Raw genomic sequence first — 19,351 nt, forward strand, 5'->3', positions numbered from 1 at the left:
AATCTTGTCTTCACCTTTAAACTCTCACTTATACTAATATTCAAGTTACTCCTTGTCTGTTACAGCGGTCCAATTTGAAAAAAGACAAATGTATCTTCGTGGAATGGGCATCGAATAGAAGATTCTCAAATATACTATATTATTCAAAAAGTAACGGATTAAAAGGAAGGGGGTGCTGGGAGATGCTTCATATAGTTGCCTGTATTAAGCAGGTACCGGATACGAAGATCATCAAGATGAACCCGAAGACCAATACGATGGATCGTTCTAGTGCACCAGCGATTTTGAATCCTTATGACGCTCATGCGGTTGAGGAAGCGGTTCGACTCAAAAACAGGTATGGCGGCACCGTATCTGTACTCACCATGGGGCCGCCGCCAGCGGTAAAAGCGATCAAAAAATGCATTGAAATCGGCGCAGATGAGGGCTATATGATCTCTGACCGGGCTTTTGCCGGAGCGGATACGCTTGCAACCAGCTATGCATTGACCAAAGCCATTGACAAAATTGCTACCATCCTGCCGGTTGACCTTATCATTTGCGGAAAAATGACCATTGACGGAGATACCGGCCAAGTAGGTCCTGGTATAGCCCGAAGACTGGATATTCCTCCGCTAACATCGGTCAAGAAGGTCGCCGAGATTAATAAGGAGCTTGGGTACGTTATTGTTCACCGCAAGCTGGAAGACGGCTATGAAATCATTCAATCCACATTGCCCTGCTTGTTTTCGGTTGAAAAGGAAATTAATGAAGTGCCCTATTCCTCGATGCCCAACATGATCAAAGCAGCTTACTATCAACCTCATATTTGGTCGGTCAATGATTTGGAAGATGTGGACAGGACTCAGCTTGGGCTAAAAGGATCGCCTACGATTGTATCATCAGTGTGGGCGCCGCAGAAGCCACAGGGGGGGAGCAAGCTGGAAGGCGCTGCGAATGAACAGGTTGCACAACTGCTTGGCATTTTAATGGAAAAGAAAGAATTGTTTCAGGCTAGGGGTGATATTCAATGAACTTCGAGGATTACCGCGGAGTCTGGGTATTTATTGAGGAAAAGGAAGGGCGTATTGCACCGGTTTCCCTGGAATTGCTTGGGGCGGGGCGGCGGCTTGCTGACAAGAGAGGGGACGAACTGGCGGGGATTTTAATCGGTGATCAAATTACGGCTCTAGCGGATACTGTGTTTGAGTACGGAGCGGATACCGTTTATACCTATGACAGCCCTATTTTTAAACATTACCGTACCGAGACGTTCATGAAAGCACTGCTAGCCTGTACGGAGAAATACAAGCCGGAGATCATCCTTTACGGGGCCACTTCAACAGGGAAGGATTTGGCAAGCGCTGTGGCAACCGATCTTCCCACCGGCTTAACGGCAGACACGACTATATTGGATGTGGAAGAGGACACCGGATTGCTGCTGGCTAGCCGACCTGCCTTCGGGGGCAATATTATGGCGACGATTCTTTGTAAAAAGTACCGTCCCCAAATGGCAACGGTCCGCCCCAAGGTGATGAAGGCATTGTCTCCTGAACCGGGACGAAGAGGAAAGCTGATTGAAGAATCGATTCCATTGAAAGAGGAGGAGGTTCGCACCAAAGTACTGGAAATTGTGCGGGATACAGTCAAGCAGGTACGTATCGATGAAGCGGATATTATTGTAGCCGGAGGAAAGGGGCTTGGAAGTCCAAGCGGGTTTCAGCTCATCCATCAGCTGGCTGATGTATTAGGTGCTGCTGTAGGCGGTAGCCGGGATGTTGTCGAAGCAGGATGGATCGAGCATCATCATCAGGTCGGTCAGACAGGGGTTACGGTAACCCCCAAAATATATTTTGCGATTGGCATTTCAGGAGCGATTCAGCATATTGTCGGCATGCAAAATTCCGGACTTATTATTGCCATTAATAAAGACCCGGATGCAGCTATATTCCAGGCTTGTCATTACGGTATTGTCGGGGATGCATTCGAGATTGTACCTATGTTGATTGAGCAATTTAAATACGCATGGAATGGAAAGGAAGATGGGCATGCCTGATCAGTTTGAATGTATTGTCGTTGGGGCAGGGCCCGCAGGCATTGCCTGCGCGTATGAGCTCGCCAAAGCAGGAGTAAAGGTGCTGCTGCTGGAACGAGGGGAGTATCCGGGCTCCAAGAACGTGATGGGCGGCGTGCTTTATCGGCAAATGATGGAGGAGATTATCCCCGATTTTTACAAGGAGGCCCCTCTGGAGCGGCCTATTGTGGAGCAGCGGTTCATGATGCTGGATAAGGAATCGGCGTTAACCTTCGGCTATAAAGGATTGGAATGGGGACAAGAGCCTTATAACAATTTTACTGTGCTTAGAGCTAAGTTTGATCAGTGGTTTGCACAAAAGGCTGTGGAACAGGGCGCATTACTGGTAAACGAAACGGTCGTGCTGGAGTGTATTCAGGAAAACGGTCGGGTTGTTGGGGTGCGGACGGATCGACCGGATGGGGATCTGTATGCGAATGTTGTTGTGCTGGCAGATGGAGTCAATTCGCTGCTTGCCAAATCGCTTGGTTTCCATAAAGAGTTTAAGCCGGATGAGGTTGCATTGGCCACAATGGAGATTTTAAAGCTGGACAGGAAAGTCATTGAAGACCGCTTTGGCCTGGAGGAAAATCAGGGCTGTACGATTGAACTGTTCGGAGACGCGACCAAGGGGATTCTGGGCACGGGGTTTCTGTACACAAATAAAGATACGTTAAGTATAGGCGTTGGTACCTTACTTTCGGGCCTTATCAAGCATAAGCTAAAACCATACGAGCTGCTGGAATATGTCAAAAAGCATCCGATGGTTCGTCCTTACCTTCAAGGGAGCGAGTCTCAGGAATATTTGGCCCATTTGATTCCGGAGGGTGGCTATTATTCGATGCCTAAGGTTGCGGCTCCCGGCGTGCTTGTGGTTGGCGATGCTGCACAGCTTGTGAATGCAATTCACCGCGAAGGATCTAACATGGCTATGACATCCGGTCGTATTGCTGCCGAAACGATTGTGATGGCCAAGCAAGCAGGAGATTATTCCGAGCCTATGCTGGACCATTACCGGAAGCGGTTGATGGAAAGCTTCGTCGGTCAGGATTTGAAAAAGTATAAGGATTCGACCCATCATTTTGATAAATTTCCACAGTACTTCGATCAATATATCCCGATGATGAATCGTGCGGCGAGCCAGATGTTTACCGTTGACGGCACGTCGAAGAGAGAGAAGCAGAAGAAAATATGGCGAGATATCGGATCGTTTAAGGAGAAGCTGAGAATAGCCCGTGACATGTACCGGGCTTGGAAGGTGATGAAGTAATGAGCGACGAGACGAAAGGCCAGTCGATTGAGGAGAAGCAATATTTACTGCGTTTTAATGCGGACACCAAGTCCCATCTGACGGTGTTGGATGCGGATATATGCGCGACCAAATGTCCTGATAAAATATGTACGATTTTTTGTCCGGCGGAAGTGTACAAATGGGAGAACATCCGCATGCATGTTGGCTATGAGGGCTGCCATGAATGTGGAAGCTGCCGCATAGGCTGTCCTCATCAAAATATTAAATGGGAATACCCAAAAGGTGGTCATGGAATCGTCTTTAGATTGGGGTGATCCGCATGTTGAAAGTCGGGGATTGTGTTATCTTTTCGCCGGACGGGACGAGAGGCATTATTCTGGAAATTGCTGATAGCGTTTACCATATCGTATGGGAGGATCATTTTGTAAGCTGGGAAAAGGGCGAGCTGCTGGAGAAATCGTCGGAGTAGTCACCAGCTCAGGTTATTTTATACTATAACGCCGCGTACGTTGAGCTTTATTGTACCGGCGTTTTTAGCGTGTCCGGACGTTCACATACGATTTGAAGCTCTGTTCTAAAAATCCTTCGTTAGCGCTCAGATTAAGTGAAATATGTACAAGCAGCGAGTGACATGTCATAGATGTTCGTTACCCGGTCAGTCCAAATGCAGGAGCTAAGCCTCTATTCGCTGCCTTCGGCTATTGCCGATAATGATAGGGGACTGAGGGATTCTCATTGAAATAAGCAGAGGAGGAAGAACGAGCATGAGCCAATCAGCTGCAAGCACGCATCTTGCCGAAGGTGCAGCAAAAATTGCTCTTATCACTGGCGGCAATAAGGGAATCGGTTTGGAAACAGCCCGGCAGCTGGGCGCCAGGGGCTTCGCCGTTGTGCTCGGTGCCAGAAATCGGACGAAGGGAGAAGAAGCGGCATCGGCGCTTAGAAAGGAGGGAATAGAGGCGTATTCCACCCAGTTGGACGTAACCCACTCGGGTACAATTGCCCGAGCTGTCAGGCAGATCGAGGAGCAGTTCACCAAGCTGGATGTATTGGTGAACAACGCGGGCGTATTTCTGGACAATGCGCCGCCCAGCCAGTTGGACAGCTCACTGCTGCGGCAAACATTCGAAACGAACTTTTTTGGAATGTTTGCCGTAACGCAGGGGATGCTGCCGTTGCTTCGTAAATCCGAAGCCGGGCGGATCGTTAACATGTCCAGCGGTTTGGGCTCGCTAACGCAAAATTGCGACCCCGAATATGAATTCGCCAAGTTCAAAATCATTGGCTACAATTCATCGAAAACGGCTGTTAATGCGCTCACGATTCAATTTGCCTATGAGCTGAAGGACACAGCGATCAAAATCAATGCTGCCGATCCCGGCTATACGGCCACCGATATGAATGATCATCAAGGGGATCGCACGGTTCAACAGGCAGCGGTTGTTGTTGTCCGCTTGGCTACGCTGCCTGACGATGGACCAACAGGAGGCTTTTTTGATGAGAATGGCGTCATACCATGGTAAGCCATGTGCAGTTGGTATGATCCGTTGTTTAGGGAAATGACCAGGCTTTGACGCATATGGACAAGGCGGCCTGAGAGGATGCAGCCGTTTTTTCCGTAAAAAGCCGGGAGCAGTGATGAAGTTATTTAAGGAGGTTCTTATGGTGAAACAAACAATATTCAAAAGGGCTGCAGTGAGCTTGAAATTGGCTATGGCGTTCGCTTTGGTCGGTTCAGGCTTGGCTGTGGACTTAGGACGGCTGCCAGCAGCAGAAGCTGCCGGTTCGCCAGCGAAATTGACGGTCTATGATGATAAGCTTAATAGCTCGTTCTCTGATTACAGTTGGGCTAATCATACTTTATCGGAGGCAAAAACTGTTCACACGGGAAGCAAATCGATCCGCATGAAGCCTAATAACGACGACGGGCTGTATTTATACAAGGACCGCATTGTCAAGGTGTCCGACTACCCAACGTTGGAGCTATGGCTGAACGGCGGTAAGGGGAGCGCCCAGAAGCTAGAGGTTGTCCTGCAGGCAGGTGGACAGCCTGTCGCCTCGAGTCCCATAAACGGTTCGTTGTTTGGGACTGAAACGTGGCAGAAGGCAAGTATCGACCTAAGCAAGCTGAACATTCCTGGAGGGTTATTTGACGGTATTCTGATTCGTGGTACGACATCCGGCCAGCAGCCGGACGTGTACCTCGATGATATTGTATTGACTAACGGAGGGATAACGGCGGAGAAGAAGCTGACCGGGATCTCGCTGTCCCCGACTGCGCTGCAGCTGAAGACGGGACAGAATAGCGCGATAACGGCGGTAGGCGCTTATTCCGACGGTTCAACCTCGCCATTGATGCAAGGCGTTGCATGGACCACAAGTGATCCGGCGGTCGCCCAAGTGTCGGCAGCGGGTCAAGTCAGCGCCGGGAAGGCAGGAAGTGCTGTGGTCACAGCCCAAAGCGGTGGCTTCTCGGCAACAGCTTCCGTCTCGGTGACTGAGGATGCAGTGGTGCTCACCGGCATTTCTGTAGTGCCGTCACGTCTTGATTTGCTAGTGGGTAAAACGGGTACAGTGACAGCTACCGCAGCCTATTCCAATGGGACTTCCGCTCCACTTACGCAAGGCGTTGTCTGGAGCTCGTCCGACCCTGCAGTAGCATCGGTGGTTAATGGTACGGTTAACGGGCTAAAAGTAGGGTCCTCGGTGCTGTCTGCAGTGTATGGGACGGCGCATGCCGAAGCGAAAGTATTTGTTACTGAGGCTGCGCCTCCTCCGGTCGATGACGGCCAGGCAGGTCTGAACATATATGAGGATGCGCTCAGCACTGTGTTCAAGGATAACAGCTGGGCACCGCATAATCTGGGCGATACTTCTGTCGTACACACCGGAACGAAGGCTGTTTCCTTCAATCCAAGCGGTAATGGCGGCTTCTATCTGTACAAGGATAGCGGAGTGGTTCAGGTGAAGGATTACGATCGGCTTGAGTTCTGGATTAATGGCGGAGAATTAGGCGGCCAGCAGCTGGAGCTGGTGTTTAACGCTGGTGGCCAGGCTGGGGGAAGTGTGAATATTGGCAGTCTGTTAGAGGGCGGAAAAATTCCGGCCAATGGCTGGACGAAGGTACTTCTTCAGCTTCCGGAGCTGAAAATCAAAGATAATATTTTCGACGGTTTGCTCTTCCGCGGTATGACAGACGGGGCACAGGGTACCGTATATCTCGATGATATCCGACTGCTGGAGAAATATGTGGCGCCTCCTACTTTGGTCGAAGGCGTACTGTCTCAATATGGGATGGTGCTTGCCCCTGGCGACAACGCCAAGCTGACCTTCGAGGCACGCTACTCCAACAGCACAAGCGCCGATGTTAGCGCCAAAACAGTGTGGACCACAAGCGATCCAGGCATTATCACTGTGAATAAAGGCGAATTGAAGGCTATTGGAAACGGCTTGGCGAAAATTACGGCCGTCTATGGCACAGCTACTGCTTCGATGTACGTGCAGGTCGTTTCTTACACTCCGGAAGCTGTCTATACCGATGGATTGGCAGCGGGCTACGACAACTGGAGCTGGGGAACTCAGAATTTCGACAACGCGAAGCCTACAGCTTCGGGCACGAAGTCGATTTCCTTTGTCGCCAAGGGTTATGAAGGAATATGGATGCATCGTAATACGAGGATGGATCTGGAACATGTATATGGCTTGTCTTTAAAAATTCACGGCGGTACAACCGGGGGGCAAAAGCTCCGCGTGAATCTGATGGACAACAGAGCGTTTGTCGGAGAGCTTGATCCGGAGCTGGTACTTCCAAACGGTATTCCGGCGAATCAATGGGTGGAGGTTAAGCTGAAATTTGCTGACCTTGGTGTGAGCGCTTTGACGTTTGATGGAATTGTTATATCGGCCTGGGGCGAGAAGGATCAGGGCACCGTTTACTTTGACGACATCAATCTGTTGAAGACGACATCGGTTGTTAAATTGCCGGCTCCTGAGCTTCCAACAGTTCAAGTAACGATCGATTCGACTAAAGGTCGCAGAGCGTTAAGCCCAGGCATCTTCGGCGTTAACTTCGAGGATAATCCGTCTGAAGGACATTCCACTATGAATGTTCCGATTAAACGCTGGGGCGGCAATGCGATGACCCGCTACAATTGGGAAATCGATACAACCAACCGCGGTGGGGACTGGTATTTCCTGAATATTGCAAATGATAACTCGGACCCGTCGAAGCTGCCTAACGGCTCTTTGTCGGACCAATTCATTCAAAATTCCAAAAACACGGGCACAGAGGTTCTGCTTCAGGTGCCGACAATCGGCTGGACGCCGAAAGATCGCAAAACGAGCTGGAGCTTTTCCATTGAGAAATATGGGAAGCAGCAAGGCAACGAATGCGATTGGAAAGAAGCCTGGTGCCGCAAGGATGCTGGAAACGGCAAGCTCAAGGATGGTACCTACATGACCGGGAACAACCCGGAGGACACTTCCAAGAAAGTCAGCTACGACTTCGTGAGCAGATGGGTTGAGCACATTAAGCAGCGCTTCGGTTCTTATGTCCACAACTATGCACTCGATAATGAGCCGATGTTATGGCCGCATTCACATTGGGATGTTCACCCGCAAATGACGACCTACGATGAGGTTTGGAATTATACGGTAGGCTATGCGGAGGCGATCAAGAAAGCTGATCCGCAAGCAAATATCTTTGGTCCGGTACCTTGGGGCTGGTGCGAATATTTCTATTCCGCGAAGGATGGCTGCTCCCCAGGCAAGGATATGGAGACACATGACAACAAGCCATATTTGGAATGGTTCCTGGGCAAAGTGGAGAATTACCGTCAGCAAACCGGCAAGCGTTTGGTTGACACCCTGGATATTCACTATTATCCTGCCGAAAATAACGTTGCTTTCTCAAGCGATGAGTCAACCGCGATGACGAAGCGTCGCTTCAATTCTTTGAAATCACTGTACGATCCGAACTATACGGATCCGTCCTCATGGATTCAGGAGCCGGTGAAGCTGATACCACGTATGCATGATATTATCGCCCGCAACTCGCCGGGCATGAAGCTGTCCATCTCCGAGTATAACTTCGGAGACGGCACTGGAATTGGGAGCGGATTGGCACAAGCCGAGGCTCTTGCATTGTTCGCCCGTGAAGGCGTGGACTATGCAATGCGTTGGGGCGGGCTGCTCGGTGATACGCCGCTCGAGGATGCGTTCAAGCTGTTCTTGAACTATGACGGAAAAGGAAGCCGCATTGAAGGTGACGTTGTCAGTGCGTCAAGCTCCAATCTGGACGCGGTAGGTGCTTATACAATTGTATCGGCGCAGGGCAAGAAATACGTTCTGCTGTTCAATAAGGATACAGCGCCTCGCGAAGCCAAGATACAATCGGATTTGCCGCTGAATGCAGCTGCATCCGTATATCGCTTCGAAGCGCAGAAACGCCTTGCTCCAGCGGGTACTGTACAAGGGACTGACCAAGGCATCTCGCTGACATTGCCTGCGAAGTCGGCAACGCTGATCGTTATGCCTTAATAAAGTGAGGCCATCTCCAAATAGCTGTGAAAAGAACCTTCAGACCCACTATTAAAAGTGGGAATGGAGGTTCTTTTTTTTGCAGGCAAGATAATGACTGGTCATCTTATATTATGACCAAGTCATTTCGTAAAGTAGGGAGATATCCTCTTTTCTAACCCTTCACCCGATTACCATAATGAGAAGATAGAGGCAACGGGCAAAGTGAGCAGGCAAACAGCGGAAGTATATCTGGCTGTCTGGCAATATTTTAAATGGATGGTTGGGCACATTACTGCTTTTTTTTCATGGATGAAGGCGTTTGAGCTTGTATTAAAAGCAAGACAAATTGTATTGTTGCTGCCTGGGAATCGGGGTTATAATGAGGGGAAATACCAGAGCGGACTTAAAGAGAGAAGGATGATGATCTTTGATACGCGTTTTAATTGTGGATGATATGGCCTTGATGCGCGATGGGCTGCAAACCATTCTTGGGCTTGAGGAGGATTTCCAAGTAGTCGGAACGGCCCGCTCAGGGGAGGATGCTTTGGAACAGGCGCTGCTGCTGGAGCCGGATATTGTGCTGATGGATATTCAGATGCCGGGCATGGGCGGAATTGCCGCTATCCGTGCAATGAGGGAGAAGGGAGTAAAAGCGGTTGTACTAATTCTGACAACCTTCTCTGACATCGATTATATTGTTGACGGATTGAGCAGCGGGGCGGCGGGCTTTCTTATGAAGGATATGCCTGGAGATCAGCTGATCCAATCGATCCGCGAAGCAGTTCATGGCAACTTCATGCTGCCGTCTGTCGTTGCCAGGAAGCTTGCCGAGCGCATCAGTGCGCTGGATTCCAGTCATCTGCCGGGCATTAACGCTATTCGCAAAAAGGCGGAAAGCGCACTTCTGTCCGAGAGAGAGCGGGGAGTCGCCCGCTTGCTTCTGGAAGGCCGAACGAACCGTGAAATAGCCGGATTGATGTTTATGAGCGAAGGTACCGTGAAAAATTATGTCAGCTCCATTTACAGCAAAATCGGCACGAACGACAGGACACTTGCTATCGCAGCTCTTCGCGACCTGCTGAAGAATTAAAAAAAGCGCAAGGCTGTTACTTTTTTTTCAAGGGAAGTGGAAGCCGTTTATGCGGAAATTATCAGGAAAGCAGTTGGGCATCATCCTGCTCTATGTGCTGGGGGTGCTCTTATGTGCGCTGGCACCATTGGTTTTGTTCTGGGACAGCCCCTCAGTAATCAATATTTCAGGATCGGAGCATTGGGCGCTGGAGGTGAGGGAGGCAGAAACCGAGGCGTCCTCAGGTAAGACATCTGCCGACCGATATCGGATCAGAACTATTTTGCCATCGGTGACTGGAACTGACTTGGTTCTGCAAGTGAAGGAGAAGCGTGATTATACATTATACGTAGGCGGAATGCAGCTGTACGCTTACCATTATGATCCTCAGAATGGAGCCCGCGAAGCTTTCATCGGCTCTTTCATCAAGCTCAGCCCGGATGTGTACGGTCAGACACTTGAGGTGGAACTGGAGCATAAACATGGCCAACCGCAGATTGGTACTTACCAGCTTGGCACGATGGATGCTTTGCAGTCAGAGTTATTGAAGCGGGATGCGTTGAAGCTGACGTTGACGGTGTTGTTCACGGCATTTTGTTTGATGGCTTTAGGTTTATACGCGGCCAATCGCCAGGAGCATGCCTATGGATACTTCAGTCTGCTCTCCTGTACATTGGGTTATGCGACATGGGTACGAAGCAATCTATCCCATCTGGCTGCAGACTTATGGTGGTTGGATGGCATTCATGATTTATCGCTACCTGTCGGTATCTTCGCTTGGGTAGGCTTTATCGGGACTATGGTTAGGAAGGACTCTCTGCAGTACCGTTATATCCGGTGGATGCGTCATGCGGCAGGATACGTAATCGTCCTGTGTGTGCTCGCTGCTGTGACGAGTCGAGCTTTGTATGATTTTCTGTTGATTACGTTGGTTCCCTGTGTGCTCGCTTTAACCTTTATAGCCAGCTTCATGTCGATACAGCAGGGAATGGCTTCCATTTCTCCGCTTCAGCGGAGAGAAGCAGGGGTGCTCCGTTTTATCTGTGTAAATTTGCTGATTGTTGTTGGACTACATATATTGGTTAATTATCCGAATTCAGCTGGCGATATGCTGCGGGAGTATATTCCGCTGCTTTTCAACTATTGGAGCTATGATCAGATTTTCGTTAGCATTTTTTTGTTTGATTTATGCTTGGGTTATATTTTGGTTGTACGGGTTATGATGACCTACCGTCAGGTTCATGCGTATGCGCTGGAGCTGTCGAGCTTGACTCGGTCCTTGGAGGATCGTGTATCGGAACGAACCAAGCAGCTTGAGATTACGATGCGTGAAGCTCTTGAGGCGTTGGACCAGATTGCACTGTTGGAGGAACGCAACCGGATCGCACAGGAAATTCACGATACATTAGGGCATCACCTAGTTGGCACAATCACCCAGCTGGAGGCGGCCAAACGGTTGTTGAGCAAGAAGCCTGATCTAGTCTTGGATAAGCTGAATCTCGCTCAGAGAGCAGTACGACAAGGATTGGATGAGGTTCGCACCGTTATTCATGCAATGAATGACTCTCTTGTTGAGGTGGATTTGCGTGTGGTGCTGAACGACCTGCTGGTACAAACATCAAGCATGATGGAAGTGCAGGTTGAAAGCAGGATCGGGGAGCTGCCGCCGCTTGATGCGCTGCAGAAGCGTATGCTGTACCGTGCGCTGCAGGAAGGATTGACCAATGGCATCAAGCACGGGCTATGCCATCGATTCGATTTTCAGCTGGAAGTGCAAGACATCGGGCTGAACTTCCTGCTTCGCAACGACGGAGAGCCCTATAGGCCGACACTGCCTGGTATGGGTCTTGCTGCTATGCGCGACCGGATCGGGCTGCTGGGTGGCGAGGTTACTATACTCACAGCTCAGGATGGATGGACGGAGCTCCGTCTGTACATTCCGTTGCATCAGCCTTTCATCGAAATCGCCAAACGGGCATAGCTAGAAGATAGGAATATTCAGAGTCATCTTAAGTTTTCCACAAGCCGGATTAACTTATACGACCAAGAAAAAGCCTCCAGAACCGCTGATAGCGGTTGGAGGCTTTTTCTCATAGGCATTTATTTTCATTATTTGGCAAAAATATGGTTGCCGATTTGTACGGTTTGCGGACGCGACCAAATCCATTTACTTGTAGCGGTATCCGGATTGAAGTAATAAAGTGAACCGTAGGTAGGATCCCATCCGCGTACAGCATCCTCAGCAGCTAAATAAGCTGATGCATTTGGGGTCAACCAATATTGTCCATCTGCTACTGCTGTGAATGCTCCGGGCTGAAATACAACATCTTCAATGTTATTTGGGAATATCCCCGACTGAATACGATTCATAATAACAGCTCCAACGGCTACTTGTCCTTCGTAGGACTCGCCGCGTGCCTCGCTATATATTGTTTTTGCCATTATATCCAATTCAGCACGGTTTAATGTGTATTTCTTCAATGCAGCCCAAGTTTTATCTCCGGCATAACCGTCAACAGTCAATCCGTAATTTTTCTGGAACTTGCTGACTGCTGTCAATGTATTGTAGCCGAAATTGCCGTCCATTGACTGCGGATAGTAGCCTAACAGCTTAAGTCGAAATTGCAAATCCCAAACATCGCCGTTCGAGCTTCCCGGTTTTAATAACGCGGCTGCTCGTGCCGGCTCATTAGCTATACCTATGCTGCCTATGCCCAAAAGGCTAAATACAATAACGAAGGTTGTTATTCTCCAATACTTCCTCATAACTGTAATTCCCCCTTTGTCTATTGAATTATAGGGGGAGCAGCAGAAGGGTTCAACCCGCACATATTGGAAAGAGGCCGCTAATGGACGGAATCCACTGCAACCTCAGCGTTAATTATCAAGCTTTTTTATGCTTCGTCTATACGAATTACACCTGTTTCATCGATCTGCGCCTTTAACTTCAATATATCGCTGAAGAAGGTAAAGGGTACGAAAGTAACCTCGTCTTTAAGCTCGGGTGCAGCTCCTAATTGGACGGTTGCCATCTTTCCGAAAGAGAAGTTGTCTTTACCAATGTAGATGCCGCTCCAAACAGCACCTTTAGTTAAGTCTACGCTTTGCGTATCGGCATTCCATGTTATTGTATAACCGAGCGCTTCACTAACTGCCCGAAGTGGAAGCATCAGCTGATCGCCTTTGATGTAGGCTGCCTTGCTGCCAACTCCAAGCGATTTACCTCCTGCTACAAGCACATAGTGCATGCCGCCGAAGGAGTCTTGCGGATTGGTTTGACGTGTTTGACCAATTACATTTCCGTTAGCGTCATGAACGTCTTGAACCGGTAGTTTTTCAGTGTCCAATTGAAAGCTGGTTGTTTGAGCAATGACATTACCGTCAGCGTCCTTTATTTGAATGGGTGTATAGTTTACTTCTTCCGGTTTCGTTTCTGCAAAAGCAGCTGTCGTGGATAGAGTCAAGCTAAGAATAACAGTTGCGGCGATCAAAGACTTTTTCATATTAGTAATATATCTCCTCTATGTCTATTATCTAGTTGTTCATTCCCCAGGAAATTTTGTCGACATCAACATAGACGGAGCGTTCTTGAAAAATGTTGCAAATAAAAAAATCCGCAGCTCTGATGAGTGATGCTGGATTTTATTTACTTAAATATCCTTCTATGCTACTATCGTTTCCGTGAGTAATCCGCCAATTAAAGGAGATATTATGAATATGGATATAAGGCATTACATACAGCATACTCGTAAAATTATTGGAGTGGGCCCTAATTTCAAAGCTTTTCGAGCGGAAAAAGGAATCACTCATACAGAGGATCCTTTCTTATTTTTCAAGTCCCCCGAGAGCCTGACGACAGAAGAGAATATTTATCTTTCCCCATTGCTGACCGAGTTTATTTGTGAGGTTGAGATGGCAGTCGTAATAGGCAAAGAAGCCAAAAATATATCTGAGCACGAGGTTCCATCCATTGTTGCAGGCTATGCTATTGTGAATGATATGACAGCAAGCGCTCATTTTGACACGGGAAGATTTAAGATGTTCGACCAGCTCACTCCTATAGGGGAGCTAGCGAATGTGGAAAATCCTGCTAACGTTGATCTGGAAATGTGGGTGAACGGAGAGAAGATCCAGAAGGATAATACTCAAAACATGCTGTTCTCAGCCCATTGGATAGTTGCTCATATCTCTCGCATGGCCACATTATGCAAAGGGGATATTATTTTGACCGGTACGCCGGCTAATCCTTTAAATTGCCGGATCGGTGATGTGGTGGAGCTGAGAAGCCCGCAGCTGGGAAATAGGAAGCATACGATACATCGGGGACTATGACTTGGTCATAGCCCCTTTTTTGATGGAAAAAGCGAATACTTTGACAGCCATTTGAAGCTGGAACCGTATATCGGGATCTTTCAAATCGACATTCAATAAAGCTTGAATACGTTCCAGTCGATAGACAATTGAGTTGTAATGGCAGAATAGAGCTTTTGCCGTCTCTTTAATATTGCCTCCGCAATTTAAATAGGCTATCAACGTTTCAATCAGCTTGGATTGATTTTTGAAGTCGTATTGATGAAGTGGCTCGATGTATTGAAACAGCTGCTTTTTTATCGATTCCTGATCCGAGAGCAGGTGGTAGATCGGATACAGACCAAGCCTGTCATAATAGCAAAATGTTTCTCCTGGTTGGATGACCTCCCATAGCTCAAGTGCGCTCATTGCCTGATTGTAGCCTTCGTGAACGTTCGGGAGCTGTTTGATGCCGCTGATGCCTAACCGGATTGTGGGCATTTTCAGAGATTTTCTAAGCTCGGCTTGGAGCTTGCTATAGAAATCGATTTGGCTTGCAAGCTGCTGTGGAATAAGCAAAGTCCATTCATTACCTGTATGGAGCAGTATAATCCCTTGCAAAATGCAATACGTCTTCACCTTCATAAGCTCTCTTGGCGAGTAAGGACTTAAGATGGAGGTAAGGCACACGCTGTATTCCGATTGCAGCTGAAGTCCGGCGGAAGCAGCCTGCAACGCTATCGTTTGCGGATCCGAGATCTCACCGAGTATCCATGTTTTAAGAAAAAGGTCCTTTCGGTTATCCTCCAGGCTGCTAAGCGAATGCTGCTTACTTAAATGTAAGGTTAGCAGGTTGACCGTATGCTGCAGCAGCAGCTGCAGCGGTTCCCAATCCCCATCCTCCCTCCCCCAGCAAATAAAATAAGCCATCGTCTCGTTGTTCTTCTCAATTGGCATATACAGCTTGCTTGAATGCTCGCCTAGCCAATAGCAGGGGAATTCCCCGCCTTGAGGATTCAATTGGGCTTTTCGAAGATCATTCGACTCCGGCCAATCATTGGTCATGGATGCGTCGGTAGCAAAAAACTCAGATTGATAGGTCAGCAATGCAGCCTGCAGCCCTGTACATTTAGCGAAGGTTTCGATAAAGGTCCGGCTGTTTTCCCCCATTATTAAAGTGTTTGTCAGCAGTTGTATTTTTTGATGCTGTTCTATAAGCCACCTCGACTTCTGACTCAGCACTTCCTCCAGCACATCCGTCAACGTCTGAGAATATCCGATCTGATAAGCAAGCTCAAGAATAGGTAGCCGGTATTGATTGGATAAAGCGATCATGTCTTTGGGGACCTTGTCGAGGTATCTTTTGGTTTTAATGCCAATAGCGGCTATCCCGGTTTCAGAAAGCTTAGGGATTAATTCATTCTGAGCTTCCGGGTTATCTTTAATTGAATAAGCGGTTGTGAGCAGTAAATCTCCTTGTCGAACCCAATTGAATACATCAGGTACCTCCATCACATTTACGTTAGTAATTCGGCGGTGAAGTCCTTCAGCTCCACTAATAACAGGATCGGGACCAAATAAATAAGGCTTGTTATCAAGTAGCTGCTGTACACTAATGCCGCTCATATAGATTCCTCCCGTATGTTTATGTTACTAAAACTAACATAAAATTCAAGCTTATTAAAGAGCTATTTAGAAAAAAATACGAGTCCAAAATCGCTGACTACAGCGGGAAATGGGGATTTCATCTATAATATAGCTCACACAGGCATATATGGCTTGTGAACAGTCACCAAATGGACAGATGAATTTTGTAGACAAAAGCCAATGCAAGTGGCAAGTATGTGATATATAATCTAACGTATAAAGGAATTTAAGATAACGAGGAGCTGGGGAGTATGAAGAAGTTAAGAATAACAAGTATCCTGATGGTGATTGCAGCACTATGGTTTGTAACGGCATGCGGGTCCAAGCCAGCCGCAACGGAAACTTCGGGTAAGCCGTCTGAGAAGCCCGCGGCAACCTCGGCAGCTGCGCCTGCAGCGACCGCTAGTACAGCAAAGTCGGCTACAGTAGAAGATATCAAGAAAAAAGGTAAACTGATCATCGCGACAAGCGGTAACTTTCGTCCCATCACGTTTATGAATGAACAAAGTCAAATAGCGGGATTGGATATTGATATCGGCAACATGATCGCGGAGAAGCTTGGAGTTAAAGCGGAGTTTGTTCCGGGTAACATTGCTGGATTGATACCGGGACTTATTGCTGGAAAGTTTGATTTGGTCATGTCGGGCCTTACCGCTACAGATGAAAGAAAGAAAATCATTGATTTCTCAGTTCCTTACGGTAAAGACGGCACCATTGCTGCTACTTTGCAGGACAATAGCAAGGTTGAAGACGCCACGAAGCTTGGCGGGCTTGTAGTTGGAGTTATCGGTGGATCTGGAACCCATTCCGTCATCAAGGAAATCGGCGGCTATAAAGAATTGAAGGAATATCCGGGTAATGCGGAAGCCTTTACGGATTTAAAAGCCGGTAGAATCGATACCTATGCAGTGGGTAATATCGCCGCGAAAGATTATATCAAGAACGATAAGAGTGATAAAGCATTGAAGCTTGTGGGTGCTGTAACAGCGATTAAACCAATGGGTGTAGGTATTAGAAAAGGCGAGGATGAATTGAAAGGCATTATTGATACGCTTATTGAAGAAAAGCTGAAGGATGGAACAATTGATAAATTGGCAACAAAATGGGTCGGAGCTCCGCTTCCGAAGTAATGAAAAATTTTGCAGAAAATGAGTGATCCATATGGACTGGGGTATTGTATCCAATTATTTCACCCTCTATCTGGAGGGGGCGCTGACGACTTTTCGAATATCCATACTTGCTATCCTGTGTTCGACTGTGCTTGGGTACTTTATCGCTTTGATGAGACTCTCTAGTGTTAGTGCAGTTCGTGGTGTTGCATTCGTCTATGTATGGGTGCTGCGGGGGACGCCGCTTATGTTAACCTTGTTCTGGCTTTATTATGCTACGCCATTCGGACTTACATTGACGGCTTTCACGGCAGGGTTAGCTGCAATGACCATTAATTCAGCCTCCTTCAAGTCGGAGATTATCCGGGCGGGTCTGATGTCGGTAGACAAAGGGCAGCTGGAAGCTGCTGATTCGGTAGGGATGAATCCTTTGCAAAAGATGTTTCGAGTCACGATTCCTCAATCCGTCCGTTTGGTTACGCCCCCTTACATTAACAACTGTGTCATTATGCTGAAGGAATCGGCTCAAGTATCGATTATTACAGTACCGGATCTGATGCTGGCAGCCCAAAGAGCTTACAATAGTACGTATAGTGTGGCGGAAACGCTCGGAGTGGCCGGCGCGATTTATTTAACCATGACAAGCGGCATCATGCTGTTTCAGTACTTCATTGAAAAAAAGCTAAGAATGGTGAAAAAGTAGGAGGGCTACTATGATAAAAATCCGTCAGCTGAGCAAAGTGTTCCATAACAAAACGGTGTTGGACCAAATCAATCTCGATATACGTGAAGGGGAGGTTGTGTCCATCATTGGACCTAGTGGAGCGGGAAAAAGCACATTGCTCCGCTGCCTTAACATGCTGGAGGTACCCTCCTCAGGTGAAATTACAGTCAATGCGAAGCAAGTTCGATACAAAACTAACTCCCGTGGAAGGTTGACCTTTTTATCACAAATGAAGCTGACCTGGCTCCGGTCCGAGGTGAGTATGGTTTTCCAGCAATTCAATTTATGGCCTAACAAAACGGTGCTGCAAAATGTGACGGAAGGCCCGTGTACCGTTAAGAAAGTGCCTCGTCAGGAAGCAGAGGCCAAAGCTAAGAAGCTGCTGGCAAAAGTCGGTCTGCTGGAGAAAATTAATGAATATCCGACTAACCTGTCCGGCGGCCAGCAGCAGCGCGTTGCCATAGCCCGAGCGTTAGCCATGGAACCTAAGGTAATCTTATTCGATGAGCCTACATCGGCGCTGGACCCTGAGCTTGTCCATGAGGTGCTGGATATTATGGTTAAGCTTGCCGGTGAGGGTATGACGATGGTGGTTGTTACTCACGAGATGAATTTTGCCCGCAATGTATCGGATCGTGTGCTTTTTATGGAGGATGGCAAAATTACAAAAAGCGGGAAACCTGAAGAAGTGTTTTGTACAACCAATCCAAGAATGAATCAATTTCTTCGTAATATTAATCATACGGTCGAACTGAGAGGAGTCAACTAAGATGAAAGTCGCAAGCAGCCAGTACCGTGCCAGAAAACTGAAGTCTATCCAGGATTTCGAGGCTCATGTAAGATGGCATGTGCAATCTGCCAAAGAGCAAGGAGCGGAAGTGCTGCTGCTTCCGGAATTTTTTGCCATCGAGCTTATAACCCTGCATGACTTTGAAATTAGAAATACTGCAGATATTACGAAAATTTTCGAATGGTTTGGCAAAGAATATACAAACTACCTAAAGCAATTATGCGGAAGCTTAGCCAAAGAGTATCAAATTGTGCTGGCGGCCGGGACGCACTTTTCGTATCATGTGGAGGATAGCTGCTACTATAATACGGCATTCCTGTATGCACCGGACGGAGCTGTCTTTGAGCAAAACAAGATTCACCCATCCTATGAAATGGTGTATAACAAGGAATTGACGACACCGGGGAAAAAACTCGATATTTTTGAGATCAACGGAGTTAAATACGGAATAGCGATTTGTTATGACAATTCATTTCCCGAAGTTGCTCGTATTTTAAGCCAGATGGGCGCGGATGTCATTCTTGCTCCAACTGCGTGCTTGGATGAATGGGGGCAAAGCCGTAACATTTTATTTGCTCAAGCGCGTGCATCCGAGAACCAGGTGTATGTGATCAACAGCCATTTGGTAGGCTCAATCCCTTTCCCGAACCATATTCCTTATGGATTTACTTTTACAGGGAAAAGCGGGATTTATTCACCCATACAGCCAATGATTGGTACAGCCAATGCTATTGTGAGCCAAGGTGAAGCGAATGTGGAAATGGTTGTGATCGGAGACATTGACCTTGATTATTTGAAATTCATCCGTGAAAATGGGCATAACCGCAACCGTACCGATATGAGAACGTCCTTCTATCAGCAGTACGCATATCAAACGACCTAACAAGAAAGAAGCTG

General features: G+C 47.8%; 17 protein-coding genes. 14 read left to right on the top strand and 3 right to left on the bottom strand.

The window, feature by feature from the left end; translation table 11 throughout:
• Nucleotides 1–182 precede the first annotated feature (182 nt).
• The 9 genes from NV381_RS08885 (at nt 183) to NV381_RS08925 (ending at nt 11,875) form a co-directional block, all read left to right on the top strand.
• A complete protein-coding gene (locus NV381_RS08885) occupies nt 183–1,013 on the top strand; it encodes an electron transfer flavoprotein subunit beta/FixA family protein (protein WP_258212917.1) in 831 nt (276 codons plus the stop codon).
• Entirely contained in the window at nt 1,010–2,035 is a 1,026-nt protein-coding gene (locus tag NV381_RS08890) for an electron transfer flavoprotein subunit alpha/FixB family protein (RefSeq protein ID WP_258212918.1), read from the top strand. Before NV381_RS08885 ends, NV381_RS08890 begins: the two co-directional genes overlap by 4 nt.
• A complete protein-coding gene (locus NV381_RS08895; protein ID WP_258212919.1) occupies nt 2,028–3,323 on the top strand; it encodes an FAD-dependent oxidoreductase in 1,296 nt (431 codons plus the stop codon). Before NV381_RS08890 ends, NV381_RS08895 begins: the two co-directional genes overlap by 8 nt.
• The gene (locus NV381_RS08900; protein WP_258212920.1) at nt 3,323–3,619 is read left to right on the top strand and encodes a ferredoxin family protein; all 297 of its coding nucleotides are present in this window, start codon (nt 3,323–3,325) and stop codon (nt 3,617–3,619) included. The genes NV381_RS08895 and NV381_RS08900 overlap by 1 nt, the downstream gene beginning before the upstream one ends.
• Before the next feature lie 5 nt (nt 3,620–3,624).
• Nucleotides 3,625–3,774 (top strand): hypothetical protein, encoded by a 150-nt coding sequence (locus NV381_RS08905; protein ID WP_258212921.1) that lies wholly within the window; start codon nt 3,625–3,627, stop codon nt 3,772–3,774.
• 295 nt (nt 3,775–4,069) lie between these two features.
• Nucleotides 4,070–4,828, top strand: a complete 759-nt coding sequence (locus NV381_RS08910; RefSeq protein WP_258212922.1) for an SDR family oxidoreductase — start codon at nt 4,070–4,072, stop codon at nt 4,826–4,828.
• Nucleotides 4,829–4,967: 139 nt separating this feature from the next.
• Nucleotides 4,968–8,843 (top strand): glycoside hydrolase family 44 protein, encoded by a 3,876-nt coding sequence (locus NV381_RS08915; protein ID WP_258212923.1) that lies wholly within the window; start codon nt 4,968–4,970, stop codon nt 8,841–8,843.
• A 409-nt stretch (nt 8,844–9,252) separates the two neighbouring features.
• Nucleotides 9,253–9,915 carry a response regulator gene (locus NV381_RS08920; RefSeq protein ID WP_258212924.1) on the top strand — a complete coding sequence of 221 codons (663 nt, stop codon included), beginning with the start codon at nt 9,253–9,255 and terminating at the stop codon, nt 9,913–9,915.
• A gap of 49 nt (nt 9,916–9,964) precedes the next feature.
• Complete coding sequence (locus NV381_RS08925) at nt 9,965–11,875, top strand: histidine kinase (protein WP_258212925.1); 1,911 nt, start codon at nt 9,965–9,967, stop codon at nt 11,873–11,875.
• 128 nt (nt 11,876–12,003) lie between these two features.
• Here NV381_RS08925 and sleB read toward each other — a convergent pair whose 3' ends face one another.
• Nucleotides 12,004–12,660 (bottom strand): spore cortex-lytic enzyme, encoded by a 657-nt coding sequence (sleB, locus tag NV381_RS08930; RefSeq protein ID WP_258212926.1) that lies wholly within the window; start codon nt 12,658–12,660, stop codon nt 12,004–12,006.
• A 128-nt stretch (nt 12,661–12,788) separates the two neighbouring features.
• Nucleotides 12,789–13,397 (bottom strand): copper amine oxidase N-terminal domain-containing protein, encoded by a 609-nt coding sequence (locus NV381_RS08935; RefSeq protein WP_258212927.1) that lies wholly within the window; start codon nt 13,395–13,397, stop codon nt 12,789–12,791.
• 214 nt (nt 13,398–13,611) lie between these two features.
• Here NV381_RS08935 and NV381_RS08940 point away from each other — a divergent pair, with 214 nt between their 5' ends.
• Nucleotides 13,612–14,226 (top strand): fumarylacetoacetate hydrolase family protein, encoded by a 615-nt coding sequence (locus tag NV381_RS08940; protein ID WP_258212928.1) that lies wholly within the window; start codon nt 13,612–13,614, stop codon nt 14,224–14,226.
• Here NV381_RS08940 and NV381_RS08945 read toward each other — a convergent pair.
• Nucleotides 14,221–15,810, bottom strand: coding sequence for a PucR family transcriptional regulator (locus tag NV381_RS08945; protein ID WP_258212929.1), 1,590 nt, complete (start codon nt 15,808–15,810; stop codon nt 14,221–14,223). The two genes, NV381_RS08940 and NV381_RS08945, sit on opposite strands and share 6 nt — an antisense overlap.
• Nucleotides 15,811–16,082: 272 nt before the next feature.
• Between NV381_RS08945 and NV381_RS08950 the strand changes: the two genes are divergently transcribed.
• Genes NV381_RS08950 through NV381_RS08965 form a run of 4 tightly spaced genes read left to right on the top strand, consistent with a single transcriptional unit; the run spans nt 16,083 to nt 19,337 of the window.
• Nucleotides 16,083–16,961 carry a substrate-binding periplasmic protein gene (locus NV381_RS08950; protein ID WP_258212930.1) on the top strand — a complete coding sequence of 293 codons (879 nt, stop codon included), beginning with the start codon at nt 16,083–16,085 and terminating at the stop codon, nt 16,959–16,961.
• Nucleotides 16,962–16,992: 31 nt separating this feature from the next.
• Complete coding sequence (locus NV381_RS08955; RefSeq protein ID WP_258212931.1) at nt 16,993–17,643, top strand: amino acid ABC transporter permease; 651 nt, start codon at nt 16,993–16,995, stop codon at nt 17,641–17,643.
• Between the two features lie 10 nt (nt 17,644–17,653).
• On the top strand, nt 17,654–18,433 hold the full coding sequence (locus NV381_RS08960; protein ID WP_258212932.1) for an amino acid ABC transporter ATP-binding protein: 780 nt from the start codon (nt 17,654–17,656) through the stop codon (nt 18,431–18,433).
• Between the two features lies 1 nt (nt 18,434).
• On the top strand, nt 18,435–19,337 hold the full coding sequence (locus tag NV381_RS08965) for a nitrilase-related carbon-nitrogen hydrolase (RefSeq protein WP_258212933.1): 903 nt from the start codon (nt 18,435–18,437) through the stop codon (nt 19,335–19,337).
• Nucleotides 19,338–19,351: the final 14 nt, after the last annotated feature.

Source organism: Paenibacillus radicis (ex Xue et al. 2023), from assembly GCF_024722015.1.
In the GTDB taxonomy this organism is placed as follows: domain Bacteria; phylum Bacillota; class Bacilli; order Paenibacillales; family NBRC-103111; genus Paenibacillus_S.